A 14,183-nucleotide genomic window follows, 5' to 3' on the forward strand; every position below is an offset into this window, starting at 1 on the left:
GGTCGTCCGATACTGACCGCCCTGGCTACAGACCACAAAGACCTTGAACGGACGCGAAACGACAGACTTGGAAAGCGTGTTGGGATAAAACCCTCACGAGTTCGAATCTCGTATCCTCCGCTCGCCTGAGCAGTACCAACGCGAGGGTCGGCCCCGATCGGGAGCCGACCCTTCGTCGTTTCCTGCGATGCACGGCCGAGCGTCCGCGTCCGCCGGTAGCGCCCGGTCCCGCTGCGCTATGCCCGTGGCAGAAGGGGCGTACCGCACCCCGCCCCGGTCTCCAGGGTCGGCGCAGGTGGGGTGGTGGGGTGCCGTCGGGTGGGGAGGCAGCGATGCGGATCGTCTTCGTGCACGGGGCGTGCGTACGCGACGGGGCGTGGTGGTGGTCCCGGGTCGACGCGCTGCTCGCGGCCGGCGGAACGGCGAGCGTCGCGGTACGGCTACCGAGCTGCGGCGAACTGCCGGACGCGCGCCGGCCGGCGGGGGTGGACGACGACGTCGAGGAGACCCGTCGGGTCCTGCGCGACGGCGGGCCGACGATCCTCGTCGCCCATTCCTACGGCGGGATGGTAGCCACTGCGGCGGCAGACGCCGGGGACGTCCGGCACCTCGTCTACGTCAGCTCGTTCCTGCCCGACGTGGGTGAATCGCTGGCCGATCTCGGGCCCGCCGGACCCGCGCCCCACCTGGAGTTCTTTCCCGACGGCACGTTCGCGGCCCGGCCCGAACTGGTCCCGTCGCTGTTCCTGCACGACTGTGACCCGGCGGCGGTTGAGGGCGCCATGACCCGGCTGGTCCGGCAGGACGCCGCCGTGCTCACCACCCCTGCCCGGTACGCGGGCTGGCGGTCGACCCCGTCGACGGCGGTGGTCTGCACCGGGGACCGGGCCACCCCGCCGGAGGTGCAGCGCGCCCAGGCGGCCAGGGCGGGGCGGACGGTAGAGATGCCGACCGGGCACCATCCGATGCTCTCCCATCCGGAGCTGCTCGCCGGGCTGCTGCAAGAGATCGCCGCCGAACACGACTGACTACGTATGCGCGGGACGCATACCGTTCATCCTCCGCTCGTCTGAGCAGCACCAACGCGAGGGCCGGCCCTGATCCCGAGCCGACCTTTCGTCGCCTCCCGAAGCTGTGCCAGGACAGGGCGGCCAGGAGGGGTCAGGCCCTGGGGGTCGTCTTCACCCAGCCCAGGAAACGCTGGTACGTGCCGATCGGGTCGGGCGGCTCGGGGCAGATCCGGGTGAGGTCGGCCATTGCCTCGCGGAACAACTCGGCAAGGTCGACCGCGAGGTTGACCCGCTCCCCCGCGTACTCGGCGACCAGGTCGAGCCGAGCCCTCCCGCAGGGCCAGGGCAGCGCATCGGCGGTGCAGATCCAGAGAGGTCTGAGCGGCGCGTGTCTCTGCATGTCACCTCCGAGGTGGTTCCGAACTTCACGGCACCCCGACCCGCCGGGAAGCTCCTCCACCGGGCCGGAGGCCATCTCTACCTCACCGCACCTGACATGCACTTGTCAATCAGCAAGGAGCGATAGTCAAGCCAATGCCGTGCTTACGGTCGAACGGTGAAGCGACCGCGCTTGTACGGACCGGGCGAACTGGCCGCCCTGTTCAACGTGTCGCGGCAACGGGTCCTACAGATCACCCGCCGGCCCGGCTTCCCCGAACCACTCGCCCGCCTGATCGGCACCACGGTCTGGGACGCGGACGAGGTGGACGAGTGGGCACGCCACCACCGCCCGCCCCGGCCACCTGCGGAAGACGACGAGTAGCCGCCCGGCCCGTCGGGCAGGGCAGCACCAACACCGGCATGCCTCCCACCGCGAACCCCGGTACGGTGCGGGCACTCGCGGCGGCCCCGAGCCCGTCGTACACATGTGCTATCCACAGGGTGTGGACGGCCGGGGGGATCGGATGAGTTACCAGCTCAGCGCGGTGGTCGCGGATGTCGAGCTGCTCCGTGAGCAGACCGCCGACCTTGATCACGCGGTGCTGGCCGCGCTGCGGCAGGATTTCGCGCTGCTGCCGGTGACCCCGCAACTGGTCGAGGAGCTGACCGGCGCACTGCCTGACTACCATCCCGAGGAGCCGACCGCCGAGCAGCCGTTCGAGCTGGTCTTCTCACCGGCCCTGGGCGGGTTGCTGGACCGCTGGTCGCGGCGGGGTCCGGTGGCGTACCTGGAGGCGGAGTTCGCCGGCGGGATCGGCCACCAGGCGTCGGCGGTCTGGCTCGGCGGCCGGTTGAGCTGGGGCCCCCGCTTCGACTCGGCCTTCACGCTGCCGCGTGGGGAGTGGCCGATCAACGCGGCGCTGGCCCGGCTCGGCGTGGAGCCCGGCCGGTGGCTGGACCCGTTCGCCGAGCTGGGCCTGCACCTGGAACGGAACACGGACGGCTGGCTGACCCACGGCCGGCGCGGCCTGACCGCCGATTACTGGGACGAGCTGGCCGAGGAGTGGGAAGAGCAGGAATTCGCGGCCGACCAGCAACCTGCGCGCCCCGGTCCCGTTGGGGACTGGGGGATTCCATGAAATTACGACAATTTGCCGTTCTTGCGGCGTTGATCCTGGCTGCCACGGCTGCGGGCAGCGGCAGCCATCCGTCCGGGCCAGGGGTTCCGGCACGACCGATCGGGGTCAGCCAGGTGGTCGGGTTGCACGGCGTGGCCGGGGCCGCGTTCGGCGACACCGAGGCCGAGCTGACCCGGCGCGGGGTGCTGCACACCGACGCCGACACCTGCGGTACGACGCTGGTCGGGCACGGCACGGCCAGCCCGATCTTCGTCGACGGCCGGCTGGTGCTGCTCTGGCTCGACGACCCGATGAGCACCCCGGAGGGGATCACCGTCGGCACCCCCGTCCGGGAGGTGCTGACCCGCTACCCGTCGGCGGTCCGGCTGCACGCTCCACAGCGGACGTACCGGTTCGACGGGCTGCTCACCCGCGACGGCGACCGGGGTTACCTCTTCCTGCACGACGGCACCGCCGTCCGCCAGATCATCGCCGGGTACGCCGACTGGGCCCGCCGCCTGTTCGAGGAGGGGCACGGCCCCTGCTGAGCCGGCGTGGCGGACCAACCGACCATCCGATGGCCCATGATCGACCACCGTGGAATCATCGGCTCGCCCGCGCAGCGGCGGGCCACTCACGGGGGAGTCATGGTGAGAACGTTCCTGTCCACACGCCCGTACCGCCGACGGGGCACCCGCGCGCGGTGGGTGGCGATCACCGCCACCATCGCCGCGACCGTCCTGATCGGACCGGCGGCGTCCCTGGCGGCCGGCCCGGCGGGCGGCGACGTCGCGACCGGTTCACGGTCGGCGGCACCGACGCCGGCCCCCGCGCCCGCCGCGTCGGCATCCGGGCCCGCCGCGTCGGTCCGGGTCGCGCCGCAGGCCGCGTCGTCCGGACCGCAGGCGGCACCGCAGCGGCCCGGGGCGGCACCGACCGCGCCGACGGTGGGGACCCCGGCAGCGGCCGGAAAGCTGGCGACGAAGGCGACCGAGCCGCCGGTACGCACCTACTCCCGCACCGCGCCACCGAGGGTGCCCCGCCCCGGGCGTGGTACCTGCGGCGGGGTCCTGCCGCTGGGCACGGTCGTGACGTGCGCGTCGATCGTCGACGCACAGCAGCACCGCTGGACGGTCACCGCCTCCGCCGACCAGGACATCCTGGTCACCCAGCTCACCCGGGGCAGCGGCGACCACACCCAGGGCTGGGTCACCGATGCCGGCGGCGCGCACGTGTGCTGGTTCGGCATCGACTCGGACAGGTGCCAGCTCGGCCCGGCCGGCACCTACACGATCACCGTGAAGCTGCCGCACCCTACTGGCAGCGGCAACTACACCCTCGCCGTCGAGTCCACCCGGACGCCGTCGACCTGCCGGGAACTGCCCGAGTCGTTCTTCTCCTTCACCTCCCCCGGGATCACCGGCACGCTGGCCGCCGGCACGGCGGCCCACTGCTTCCGCTTCGACCAGCCGGTGCACTCGGTGCTGCGCACGTACGACCCGGCCGGGGCGGCCGACGTGCTGGGACAGGTCCTCGACGCCGACTACCAGCCGTTGTGCGAGGTGCGGTACGTCGACCGGTGCAGCCTGGACCGGCCCGGCCCCTACCGGATCTTCCTGCGGGAGCAGTACGGGACCGCGAGCGCGTACACCCTGCGGATGCCCCGGCTGTCGCACCCGGTCGGCTGCCCGGCCGTGCCGCTGGCCCCGTTCGGTGATCCCGGTACGGCCGTGGGCAGCGGAACGGTGAACGAGCAGGAGGAGGTGGCCTGCCACGCGGTGACCGCCCCTGCCGCCGGCCGGCTGCTGGTCCGGCTCAACCAGTACCACGACCAGTACCTCTCCTGGACGTTGTACGACGCGGCCGGCGACCAGGTCTGCTCCGAGTACGACCCCGGCCGGGGCTGCGTGGTCCCGGCCGCCGGGTCGTACACGCTGCTGATGCTCAACCGGAACGACTTCGGCACCGAGATCACCTATCAGGTGGCGGTGACCCGCCTCGACAGCACCGACGGCTGTGACCCGGTCACCGGCACCTCCTGGGACCAGTCCGCCCTCCGGCTGCACCAGACCTCGCAGGTGCAGACCAACTGCCAGCCGTTCACCGGTACGGCCGGCCAACGCGTGGTCACCTACGTCGCGCCGGACCGGTACAACGACGCCCGCTCCTGGCTCGTCGACGCCACCGGCACGGCGATCTGCACGGAGCCGTCCGACGAGGACGGCTGCGTGCTGCCGGCCACCGGCACGTACCGGGTGATCACGCATCTGACCTGGTGGGAGGCCGACAGCACCGACCTGACGTACCGGTTGCAGGTGCGCCGGCTCTCCGATCCGGCCGGCTGCCCGACGATCACGCCCGGCAGCTACCAGGCCGCGCCCGCCGGGGCGCTGGGCGGCATCCGCTGCCGCATCCTCGACCTGCCCGCCGCCGGCACCTACCGGGTCAAGGCGATGACCTCCGACAACTACCGGCGGTACGGCAACGTCTACGACAGCACCGGGCACAAGCTCTGCACCGGCATCTCCTGCGAGGTGCCGGCGGCGGGGAGGTACACCCTGGTCCTGGACGGCAGCATGACCCGCACGGTGCTCGACAACGACGTCGAGCACGCCTTCGCGCTGCTGCCCTGGCAGGTCACCGGCTGCCCGACCGCTTCCGACACGGGTTGGCGGGACGCGCCGCACCGGGGCACCTTCCGGGCCCCCGCGGAGTACCACTGCCTGCGTCTGCCCAGCCCCGCCGGGGCCCGGGTCGTCGGGCTGCTGCCGGGGGACGCGACGGAGGCGACCACGCCGGAGATGACGGTGGTCGACGCGGCCGGCGACGAGGTGTGCGACTCCTACTCACTGCGCCAGTACGCCTGCGAACTGACCGGTCCGGGACCGCACTCGGTGCTGCTGAACGCCGACGACGGCTACCCGACCACCTCGTACACCCTCGGGATCGCCCGGGTGGACGGCCCGCCGGCCTGCCCGGTGCTGGCCGACGACGCGGCGGGGTCCACGGTGACCACCGGTGCGGACCGGTTCGCGGTCTGCCTCTCGGTGCCGGCCGGCCGGCACACCGCCCGGGAGAGTTTCACCTGGACCCGGACCGCCGGTGCCGGTGACGCACGCCTGTCGGTCTTCGACAGCCGGGGCATCCGGTACTGCGGCCCGAGCGGCTACTCGGTGGGGCGGACGATCACCTGCGCGCTGCCGGACGGCCCGGTCACCGTGCTGCTGGAGTCGGACGCCCTCACCGCCACCTACCGGGTCAGCCACACCCCTGCGGGATGACGTGCCTGGTGGGCCGGCGTGCTCCGGCCGGCCCACCACCGCCCGGCGCACCGGTCCCAGGCATCGGCCGGGGAGCCCTCGGCAACCGAGACCGGAACTGGGACCACAAGCGGAACGCCCGGTCGATCCTCACGGATCGACCGGGCGTTCTCGCTGTTCACGAGCGGTGGCGGCGGGATTTGAACCCGCGGAGGGCGTAAACCCTCACACGCTTTCGAGGCGTGCTCCTTAGGCCACTCGGACACGCCACCGCCGACGAGGGTACAGGAACACCGGTTCGGATGCCGCACCGGTATCCCCCGGGCCGGCCTGGCAGGATCTTTGCCATGAGTACGCACATCGGCGCGAAGCCGGGCGAGATCGCCGAGCGGGTCCTGATGCCGGGCGACCCGCTGCGGGCCAAGTGGATCGCGGAGACCTACCTCGAGGACGCCACCTGCTACTCGACGGTGCGGGGCATGCTGGGCTTCACCGGGCGGTGGAACGGCGTGGACGTCTCCGTCCAGGGCTCCGGCATGGGCATGCCGTCCGCGTCCATCTACGCGCACGAGCTGATCAACGAGTACGGCGTGAAGACGCTGGTCCGGGTCGGCTCCTGCGGCGCGCTCACCGAGGACCTGCAACTGCGGGACGTGATCGCGGCGATCGGGTCGTCGACCGACTCGAACATGAACCGGATGCGCTTCGACGGGCTGATCGACTACGCCCCGGTGGCCGACTTCGGGTTGCTGCGTACCTCGGTCGAGGTGGCCGAGCGGCGGGGCATCACCATGCACGTCGGCCCGATCCTCGCCGCCGACGCCTTCTACACCGACCGGCCCGACCTGTACGACACCCTCGCCGACTACGGGGTGCTGGCGGTGGAGATGGAGTCGGCCGCGCTCTACACGATCGCCGCCCGGTTCAAGGCCCGCGCCCTGACCCTGCTGACGGTCAGCGACCACATCAAGACCGGCGCGAAGACCACCGCGCAGGAGCGTGAGCAGACCTTCGGCCAGATGGTCGAGATCGCCCTGGACACCGTCGCCGCCTCCTGACCGCCGCCCCGCCGCCCCGACGGCTCGACGGCTCGACGGCTCGACGGGGCCGATGTTGCGGTGTCCCGCCCCGGCGATACCGCAACATCGGCTCCGTCGCCCCAACCCCAACCCGACCCGCCGGCCCCGTCGGCCCGGCCCGGGGTCAGCGGAAGAAGGCGCGCAGGACGGCGGCGTTCTCCGTCTCCAGGACCCCGGCGTACACCTCGGGGCGGTGGTTGAGCCGGCGGTCGCGCAGGACGTCCCAGAGCGAGCCGGCGGCACCGGTCTTGGGCTCCCACGCGCCGAAGACGACAGTCGAGATCCGGGCCAGCACCAGCGCGCCCGCGCACATCGTGCACGGCTCCAGGGTGACCACCAGGGTGCAGTCGTCCAGCCGCCACCGGCCCGACCGTGCGGCGGCCCGGCGTAACGCCAGCACCTCGGCGTGGGCGGTCGGGTCCCCGGTCAGTTCCCGTTCGTTGCGGCCGACGGCCAGTTCGGTGCCGTCCGGGCCGTAGACCACCGCCCCCACCGGCACGTCGTCGACCGTCGCCCCGGCATCGTCGCGACCGGCGGGCAGGTCCGGGCCGGTCACGGCGATCTCCAGGGCGCGGCGCATCCACCGTTCGTGCCGCTGCCGGCGACCGGCGGGATCCGGCGCGGCCAGTCCCTCGGTCGCCCCCGGACCGGCCCGGCCGGCCGCGCCGGGCGTCGGCTGCCCCGGCCGTACGGTGCCCAGGGCGGGATCGGTGGCGTCGACCGGCCCGGCGGCACCAGGCAACGCCGGGCCACCGCCAGCACCAGGCAACGCCGGGCCACCGCCAGCACCGGGCGACCCCGCCGTGGCGTCGCCGACGTGCGGAGGGTCAGACCTCACGCAGCTCTTCGACCTCGTCGGCGCAGCCGAGCACCTGGCACACCTCGGCGGTCACGTCGGCGGGGAGCATGCCCTCGTGGGCGCAGAGCTTGAGCAGGCGCTGGGCCGAGATGCCCAGGTCGGCGAGGAGGTCGGCGTCGCCGACCGGGTCGGCCTCCGGGTCGACGGCCGGCTGCTCGCTGTCCTCGTCGCCCCCACCGGTGGTGGCCGACGGCGGCTCGTCGACGTCGTCGAGGCCGGTGACCGACGTCTTGAGGTCGCCGACGAGCAGCGCGCCCAGCCGGGACTCCTCGGCGTACGCCGAGTCGGAGCCGAAGACCCGCAGGTCCTCCCCCTCGTCGAGGCGCAGCACCACCAGGTACGCGTCGTCGGCCTCGACGAAGAGCAGCGACACGTCGGCATCGGGTTCGACGTCACGCAGCCGGTCGGCGACCTCGTCGATGTCGGTGGCCCCGCGTAGGTTCACCTCGGCGGCGTTCCAGCCGCCCTCGTCGCGCACCACGGCCGCAGCGAAGTACGACATGGTTCCCCCAAAAAAGACCTCGGCACAGCCGACTCGTTACGCGTGCACGTTAACCGGTCGGGTCGGCAGCCGACCGCTCAACGCCCCGAAGGGCCGGCAATCCGGGGAAAGTTCGTCAGCCGGCGACGCGGCGACGGGTCGCGATGAGCTGACGCAGCCGCTCGGTGCGTTCCCGCTGCGGCCGTTCCCGCTGGCGTACCGAGCGGGCGCCCGCCAACTCGGCGAGAATCTGGAGGCGGCGACGGCTCCGCTCGGAGTCGAGCCGCGGGGTGTTCCAGGCCATACCGAAGAGCGTCCTCAGTCACAGCGGGTACGTCAAGATGGTGCGGCAAACGAAGCCGCGCGACGACGCAGCGTCACCACATCGGCCAGTCCGCGCTGACCGCCCACCGCACCACGACCACCGCGAACGCGATGCTCCAGCCACCGGCGGTGACGATGGCCACACCCGTGCCGGCCCCCCGGTCGCCGTAGCGAACCAGGGCGAACGCGACGAGCCAGGCGAGCGCGCCGGCGATCACCGTCCACCAGGCGTAGCTGCCGACGTCGTGACCGAGCAACCCGAAGAGCACCAGCCAGGCGGCGGCGAGGGCACCGCCTGCGGCCACCGCCGCGCCGGTGACGGGGTGTGGTTCCCGCCACGTCGGCCGGCGGGGCGGACCGGCGGGGAAGAGCCCCGAGGCGGCGTACGGGACGCGTCCGGGCTGGTGGTCGGTCATGGTCACTGCTCCCCCTCCGGCCGGCCGGAACCCGTCGCACCGTCGTCGGCCGGGACCGGTCGGCGGGCCGTTCCGGGGGCCGTCGTCGGCCGGATGCCGCTGGCGGTGCGACCTCCACGGTAGCGGTCTGTCAGGATGTCCGAATGTCCCTGCTGCGTCCCGACCCACGGCGCACCCGTGCGGCGTACCCCGTGCTGCTGCTCGTGGCGGCGGTGCTGGCGGGGTGCGGCACGGACGAGCCGGTCGCGGGCCCGGTCTGGGACGGCCCGTCGACGGTGGCGACGGGCGACCAGCCGGCGACCCCGACGGCCCCGGCCGGCAGCCCGTCGGGCAGTCCGGCTCCGACCGTGACGCCGTCGGCCACGCCGGACGCGGCGGCCCTGCGCCGGGTCTTCCCGGTACGGGCGGACAACGTCGACTACCACCCGACGCACTCGGGGTACCCGGGCACCGACATCTTCGCCGATTGTGGTGAGCCGGTGGTGGCGGTCACCGACGGGACGGTCCTGGAGGTGAGCCGGGTGGACCGGTTCGACAAGAAGGGGCCGTTGGGGCCGTACAACGGCGGCCTGTCGGTGTCGTTGCTGGGCGACGACGGGGTGCGGTACTACGGCTCGCACCTGAGCGTGGTCGCCCCGGGGATCGAGGCCGGGGTCCGGGTGCGCTCCGGGCAGCGGCTCGGTGAGGTGGGCCGCACGGGGAACGCGAACAACGTCTGTCACCTGCACTTCGGGTTGTCGCCGAAGTGCACCGGGCACGACGACTGGTGGATCCGGCGGGGCGTGGTGTGGCCGGCGAAGTACCTGGACTCGTGGCGCAAGAAGGGCAACCGGTCGCCGGTGGCGGCGGTGACCGCCTGGGAGCGGGAGCACGGCTGCCCGCGCGCGCCGCGCGGCTCCTCCGGCGCAGGCTGACCGGGGGTCGGCGGCGTCGTCAGCGGCCGTACGCATTGACGTAGGTATTACTCGTCGGTTAACGTCCGGTGCAGAGAGAGCGCTCTCTCATACCATCAAACCCTCGAATTCCGACGAACCGCGCGCAGTTGGCCCACCCGCCCCGCGCGGAGGAGGCACGATGACACCTCCCGTCCCCCGCCGCCGCGCCCCCTGGGTGCTCGCCGCCACCACCGCCCTGACCGTCCTCGTCGGCGGCCTCACCCTCACCACCGCCGACGCCCCCGCCGAGGCGGCCACCGTCGGCGCCGGCAGCTACACCACCGACCCGGTCGGCCCGCTGCCCGCCGGCTGCGGCGCGCTGTCCACCAACCCCCGCCAGTACGCCACCGCGAACGCCCCCGCCGGGCCGGTGCCCACCAACGACTGGTGGTCGTCGCTGCTGTGGAAGAAGACGAACTGCTCCTACAGCGAGCCGCTGCACGCCCACCCGCTGTCCTACCAGCCGTTCGGCGACGGGCTCGGCTTCTCGGCACCGTCGACCGCCACCGTCAGCGGCACCGCGACCGGGGTGGGCGAGTTCAAGTACACCTACACCGAGGACATCCGGGTCGGCGTGGCCGCGCTCGGCGCACCGGTGGTGAAGGTCGACGACTGGACGGACTGGACGGTCAGCCCGTACTGGAGTGACGGGGCGCGGACCCTGCGCGCCACCATCGGCCACGGGCTGCCGTTCGCCTACTTCCAGGCCAGCGGCGGCGACGCCCAGATCAACCCGACCGGCGGCGCGGCCACCGTCTGGTCCAACAGCGGCGGCACCATCGGCTTCACCGTCCGGGGCCACGACTACGTCGGGTACGCCCCGACCGGCGCGACCTGGACCGTCGCCAACGGACGGATCACCTCCGGCCTGGCCGGCAAGGGCTACTTCTCGATCGCCCTGCTGCCGCCCACCACCGACGCCACCGCCCGCGCCTCGCTCGCCACGAGCTACGGCCGGTACGCCCACGCACACGTCACCGGCACCCGGGTCGGCTACACCTACGACCCGGCGACCAGCACGGTGACCACCACGTACTCGTTCACCACCACCGCCCGGGAGGGCACCGCCACGCAGACCGTGGTGAGCCTCTACCCGCACCAGTGGAAGTCGCTCGCCGGCAGCACCCCGCTCACCCAGACCTACCCGTCGGCGCGCGGCCGGATGAAGGTGCTGACCGGGGTGGCCTCCTTCCGCACCGCGATGAAGTTCCACGGGGTGCTGCCCGAGGTCCCCGCCGTGGCCACCGGCCCCGGCACCGACCTGGCCCAGCTCAAGGAGCAGCTCGCCGCCGTCCGGGGCAACCCGATGGACCAGCGCGGCGGGGACACCTACTGGACCGGCAAGGGCCTCGGCCGGGCCGCCCGGATCGCCGAGATCGCCGACCAGGTCGGTGACACCGAGACCCGCAACGCGGCGCTGGCCGCCATCCGCGGCACCCTGACCGACTGGTTCACCGCCACCCCCGGCAAGGCCGCGAAGGTCTTCTACTACGACCGCAACTGGGGCACCCTGATCGGCTACCCGGCGTCGTACGGCTCCGACCAGGAACTCAACGACCACCACTTCCACTACGGGTACTTCATCGCGGCGGCGGCGACGCTCGCCAAGTTCGACCCGGCGTGGGCCGCGCAGGGCCAGTACGGCGGCATGGTCGACCTGCTCATCCGGGACGCCAACAACTACCAGCGCTCCGACACCCGCTTCCCCTACCTGCGGGACTTCGACATCTACGCCGGGCACGACTGGGCCTCCGGGCACGGCTCGTTCAACGCCGGCAACAACCAGGAGTCCTCGTCGGAGGGGATGAACTTCGCCAACGCCCTGATCCAGTGGGGTCAGGCCACCGGCAACACCGCCGTCCGGGACGCGGGCGTGTTCATCTACACCACCCAGGCCGCCGCCATCGGTGAGTACTGGTTCGACGTCGACGACGAGAACTACCCGCAGGCGTTCGGGCACTCCACCGTCGGCATGGTCTGGGGCGACGGCGGGGCGTACGCGACCTGGTTCAGCGCCGAGCCGGAGATGATCCAGGGCATCAACATGCTCCCCGTCACCGGCGGCCACCTCTACCTCGGCTACCGGCCGGCCTACAACCGGGCCAACTACGCCGAACTCGTCCGCAACAACGGCGGCGAACCCACCGTGTGGCAGGACATCCACTGGCAGTTCCTCGCCCTCGGTGACCCGGAGGCGGCGCTGGCCAAGCTGCGCGCCAACCCCGGATACACCCCGGAGGAGGGCGAGAGCCGGGCGCACACCTTCCACTGGGTCCGCAACCTCGCCGCGCTCGGCCAGGTCGACACCACGGTCACCGCCAGCCACCCGCTGGCCGCCGTGTTCAGCCGCAACGGCGCGCGCACCTACGTGGCCAGCAACATCACCGCCGCGCCGCTGACCGTACGGTTCTCCGACGGGACCAGTCTCACCGTGGCCGCCGGGAAGACCGCCACGACCGGGGCGTACACCTGGAGCGGCGGCAACGCGGCCGGCGGCACCAACCCGAGCCCGACGCCGACCACCTCCCCGACGACGTCGCCCACCCCCACCCCGACGCCGACCGGGCCGTCGCCGACCCCGACCAGCCCGACCCCGCCGCCGACCACCCCGCCGGCCGGTTCGCCGACCCGGTTCCTGCTGCCCGGTGGCGGGCTCGGTTCCGCCGGCAGCGCGGCGACGACCACCGTCCCCGGCTCCGGGGGCGCGAACCACGACGGCACCCCCAGCAACCCGGTGGTGTTCACCGCGACCCGGCTCAACCTCGCCTACACCGGGGGACAGACCGGGTTCGACCTGTTCCTCGACGCCGGCCAGTCGGTCGGCAACGGGGTGCAGGCCCGGGTCTCCTACGACCTGACCGGGGACGGCACCTTCGACCGGGTGGAGACCTACCGGTACTTCGCCACCGACCCGGTGCCCGGCTACGAGCACTACACGCAGAACGCCGGCCTGCACTCGGCCACCGGCACGCTGGGCAACCTCTCCGGCGGCACGGTCAGGGTGGAGGTCTGGTCGGCGATCGGCGTCAACCCGTCCACTCTCGGCACCGGCAACCAGTCGGTGGTGAAGCTGCCGTACTCCTGATCCGCCTCCCCCGCGTACACCTCCGCGCCGCCGGTCGTCCCCCGACCGGCGGCGCGGGCGCGTAGGTTGCCATCCATGAGCGCCAGAGACCCCGTCGCCGACCTGCGCCGGATCGCTTTCCTGCTGGAGCGGGCCAACGAGGCCACCTACCGGGTACGCGCGTTCCGCTCGGCGGCGACCGCCCTGGCCGCGCTGCCGGCGGCGGAGCTGGCCGAGCGGACCCGGGCCGGCACCCTCACCGACCTGCCCGGGTTCGGCGACGTGACCGCCCGCTGCGTCACCGAGTCGCTGGCCGGCGAGGAACCGGTCTACCTGCGCCGGCTGGTCGCCACCGAGGGCGTCGACCTCGACGAGGCGGCCGCCGCGCTGCGGGCCGCGCTGCGCGGCGACTGCCACACCCACTCGGACTGGTCCGACGGCGGGTCACCGATCGAGGAGATGGCGCTCGCGGCGGTCGAACTCGGCCACGAGTACGTGGTGCTGACCGACCACTCGCCCCGGCTGACCGTGGCCCGGGGCCTCACCGCCGACCGGCTGCGCCGGCAGCTCGACCACGTGGCGGCGGTGAACGCGGCGCTGCCCGAGGGGTTCCGCATCCTCACCGGGATCGAGGTGGACATCCTCGCCGACGGCACCCTCGACCAGGACGAGGAGCTGCTGGCCCGGCTCGACGTGGTGGTCGGTTCGGTGCACAGCGGGCTGCGCGACGAGCGGGCCCGGATGACCCGCCGGATGCTCACCGCGATCGCCAACCCGCACCTGGACATCCTCGGCCACTGCACCGGGCGGATGGTGTCGTCCCGACCCGCCGGGGTGACCGGCCCGGGTGACAAGGGGCACCGGGCGCGGACGCGCGCCGAGAGCGACTTCGACGCGGACGCGGTCTTCGCCGCCTGCGCCGAACACGACGTGGCCGTGGAGATCAACTCCCGGCCGGAGCGGCAGGACCCGCCGAAGCGGCTGATCCGCCGGGCCCTGGAGGCCGGCTGCCGGTTCGCCATCGACACCGACGCGCACGCCCCCGGGCAGCTCGACTGGCAGCGGTTCGGCTGCGTGCGGGCCGCGTTGTGCGGTGTCCCCGCCGACCGGGTGGTCAACACCTGGCCGGCGGACCGCCTGCTCGACTGGACCCGCGCCCGCGCCTCGGGATGATCCACTTTTCTGGGGCGATGTTGCGGTATCCCCGGGGCACGGATACCGCAACGACGGCTCCAGCGTGCCGATCACCCCGGGCT

Annotated in this window: 14 protein-coding genes and 1 tRNA gene; 9 read left to right on the plus strand and 6 right to left on the minus strand. The window is 72.9% G+C overall.

Features of this window, described 5'->3' with window-relative positions; all coding sequences use genetic code 11:
* Nucleotides 1-332: 332 nt before the first annotated feature.
* Nucleotides 333-1,028, plus strand: a complete 696-nt coding sequence (locus ACN268_RS20315) for an alpha/beta hydrolase (protein WP_421484555.1) — start codon at nt 333-335, stop codon at nt 1,026-1,028.
* A gap of 133 nt (nt 1,029-1,161) precedes the next feature.
* Here ACN268_RS20315 and ACN268_RS20320 read toward each other — a convergent pair whose 3' ends face one another.
* A complete protein-coding gene (locus tag ACN268_RS20320) occupies nt 1,162-1,410 on the minus strand; it encodes a flavin reductase (RefSeq protein WP_357767541.1) in 249 nt (82 codons plus the stop codon).
* Between the two features lie 156 nt (nt 1,411-1,566).
* Here ACN268_RS20320 and ACN268_RS20325 point away from each other — a divergent pair, with 156 nt between their 5' ends.
* From ACN268_RS20325 to ACN268_RS20340, 4 genes are all read left to right on the plus strand, one after another.
* The gene (locus tag ACN268_RS20325) at nt 1,567-1,773 is read left to right on the plus strand and encodes a helix-turn-helix transcriptional regulator (protein WP_088646531.1); all 207 of its coding nucleotides are present in this window, start codon (nt 1,567-1,569) and stop codon (nt 1,771-1,773) included.
* Nucleotides 1,774-1,915: 142 nt separating this feature from the next.
* Nucleotides 1,916-2,530 carry a hypothetical protein gene (locus ACN268_RS20330; protein WP_421484556.1) on the plus strand — a complete coding sequence of 205 codons (615 nt, stop codon included), beginning with the start codon at nt 1,916-1,918 and terminating at the stop codon, nt 2,528-2,530.
* 32 nt (nt 2,531-2,562) lie between these two features.
* Nucleotides 2,563-3,057, plus strand: coding sequence for a hypothetical protein (locus ACN268_RS20335; protein WP_421486945.1), 495 nt, complete (start codon nt 2,563-2,565; stop codon nt 3,055-3,057).
* Between the two features lie 102 nt (nt 3,058-3,159).
* A complete protein-coding gene (locus ACN268_RS20340) occupies nt 3,160-5,790 on the plus strand; it encodes a hypothetical protein (RefSeq protein WP_421484557.1) in 2,631 nt (876 codons plus the stop codon).
* 164 nt (nt 5,791-5,954) lie between these two features.
* Here ACN268_RS20340 and ACN268_RS20345 read toward each other — a convergent pair.
* Nucleotides 5,955-6,041: transfer RNA gene (locus ACN268_RS20345), tRNA-Ser, on the minus strand.
* A 75-nt stretch (nt 6,042-6,116) separates the two neighbouring features.
* On the opposite strand from ACN268_RS20345, the gene deoD reads away from it, so the two are divergent.
* Nucleotides 6,117-6,827 (plus strand): purine-nucleoside phosphorylase, encoded by a 711-nt coding sequence (gene deoD / locus ACN268_RS20350; protein ID WP_421484558.1) that lies wholly within the window; start codon nt 6,117-6,119, stop codon nt 6,825-6,827.
* A 145-nt stretch (nt 6,828-6,972) separates the two neighbouring features.
* On the opposite strand, the gene ACN268_RS20355 is transcribed toward deoD, so the two are convergent.
* The 4 genes from ACN268_RS20355 to ACN268_RS20370 all read right to left on the minus strand — a co-directional run bounded on the left by ACN268_RS20355 (nt 6,973) and on the right by ACN268_RS20370 (nt 8,928).
* Entirely contained in the window at nt 6,973-7,428 is a 456-nt protein-coding gene (locus ACN268_RS20355) for a nucleoside deaminase (RefSeq protein WP_421486946.1), read from the minus strand.
* Between the two features lie 247 nt (nt 7,429-7,675).
* Nucleotides 7,676-8,209 (minus strand): tRNA adenosine deaminase-associated protein, encoded by a 534-nt coding sequence (locus tag ACN268_RS20360; protein WP_421484559.1) that lies wholly within the window; start codon nt 8,207-8,209, stop codon nt 7,676-7,678.
* Nucleotides 8,210-8,324: 115 nt separating this feature from the next.
* Nucleotides 8,325-8,492, minus strand: a complete 168-nt coding sequence (locus ACN268_RS20365) for a hypothetical protein (protein ID WP_204926980.1) — start codon at nt 8,490-8,492, stop codon at nt 8,325-8,327.
* 73 nt (nt 8,493-8,565) lie between these two features.
* Nucleotides 8,566-8,928, minus strand: a complete 363-nt coding sequence (locus ACN268_RS20370) for a hypothetical protein (protein ID WP_421484560.1) — start codon at nt 8,926-8,928, stop codon at nt 8,566-8,568.
* Nucleotides 8,929-9,071: 143 nt separating this feature from the next.
* Here ACN268_RS20370 and ACN268_RS20375 point away from each other — a divergent pair, with 143 nt between their 5' ends.
* The 3 genes from ACN268_RS20375 to ACN268_RS20385 all read left to right on the plus strand — a co-directional run bounded on the left by ACN268_RS20375 (nt 9,072) and on the right by ACN268_RS20385 (nt 14,100).
* Nucleotides 9,072-9,842, plus strand: a complete 771-nt coding sequence (locus ACN268_RS20375) for a M23 family metallopeptidase (RefSeq protein ID WP_421484561.1) — start codon at nt 9,072-9,074, stop codon at nt 9,840-9,842.
* Between the two features lie 160 nt (nt 9,843-10,002).
* Nucleotides 10,003-12,948 carry a glycosyl hydrolase gene (locus ACN268_RS20380; protein WP_421484562.1) on the plus strand — a complete coding sequence of 982 codons (2,946 nt, stop codon included), beginning with the start codon at nt 10,003-10,005 and terminating at the stop codon, nt 12,946-12,948.
* Between the two features lie 75 nt (nt 12,949-13,023).
* Nucleotides 13,024-14,100, plus strand: coding sequence for a PHP domain-containing protein (locus tag ACN268_RS20385; protein ID WP_421484563.1), 1,077 nt, complete (start codon nt 13,024-13,026; stop codon nt 14,098-14,100).
* Nucleotides 14,101-14,183 lie beyond the last annotated feature (83 nt).

Source organism: Micromonospora sp. WMMD735 (genome assembly GCF_049178995.1).
Taxonomy (GTDB): domain Bacteria; phylum Actinomycetota; class Actinomycetes; order Mycobacteriales; family Micromonosporaceae; genus Micromonospora; species Micromonospora wenchangensis.

What these genes read in the sequence shown, in the direction of transcription:
- ACN268_RS20315 (WP_421484555.1), top strand. Translation starts at nt 333, where the DNA reads ATGCGGATCGTCTTCGTGCACGGGGCGTGCGTACGCGACGGGGCGTGG.
- ACN268_RS20320 (WP_357767541.1), bottom strand. Translation starts at nt 1,410, where the DNA reads ATGCAGAGACACGCGCCGCTCAGACCTCTCTGGATCTGCACCGCCGAT.
- ACN268_RS20330 (WP_421484556.1), top strand. Translation starts at nt 1,916, where the DNA reads ATGAGTTACCAGCTCAGCGCGGTGGTCGCGGATGTCGAGCTGCTCCGT.
- deoD (WP_421484558.1), top strand. Translation starts at nt 6,117, where the DNA reads ATGAGTACGCACATCGGCGCGAAGCCGGGCGAGATCGCCGAGCGGGTC.
- ACN268_RS20355 (WP_421486946.1), bottom strand. Translation starts at nt 7,428, where the DNA reads ATGCGCCGCGCCCTGGAGATCGCCGTGACCGGCCCGGACCTGCCCGCC.
- ACN268_RS20360 (WP_421484559.1), bottom strand. Translation starts at nt 8,209, where the DNA reads ATGTCGTACTTCGCTGCGGCCGTGGTGCGCGACGAGGGCGGCTGGAAC.
- ACN268_RS20365 (WP_204926980.1), bottom strand. Translation starts at nt 8,492, where the DNA reads ATGGCCTGGAACACCCCGCGGCTCGACTCCGAGCGGAGCCGTCGCCGC.
- ACN268_RS20370 (WP_421484560.1), bottom strand. Translation starts at nt 8,928, where the DNA reads ATGACCGACCACCAGCCCGGACGCGTCCCGTACGCCGCCTCGGGGCTC.
- ACN268_RS20375 (WP_421484561.1), top strand. Translation starts at nt 9,072, where the DNA reads ATGTCCCTGCTGCGTCCCGACCCACGGCGCACCCGTGCGGCGTACCCC.
- ACN268_RS20380 (WP_421484562.1), top strand. Translation starts at nt 10,003, where the DNA reads ATGACACCTCCCGTCCCCCGCCGCCGCGCCCCCTGGGTGCTCGCCGCC.
- ACN268_RS20385 (WP_421484563.1), top strand. Translation starts at nt 13,024, where the DNA reads ATGAGCGCCAGAGACCCCGTCGCCGACCTGCGCCGGATCGCTTTCCTG.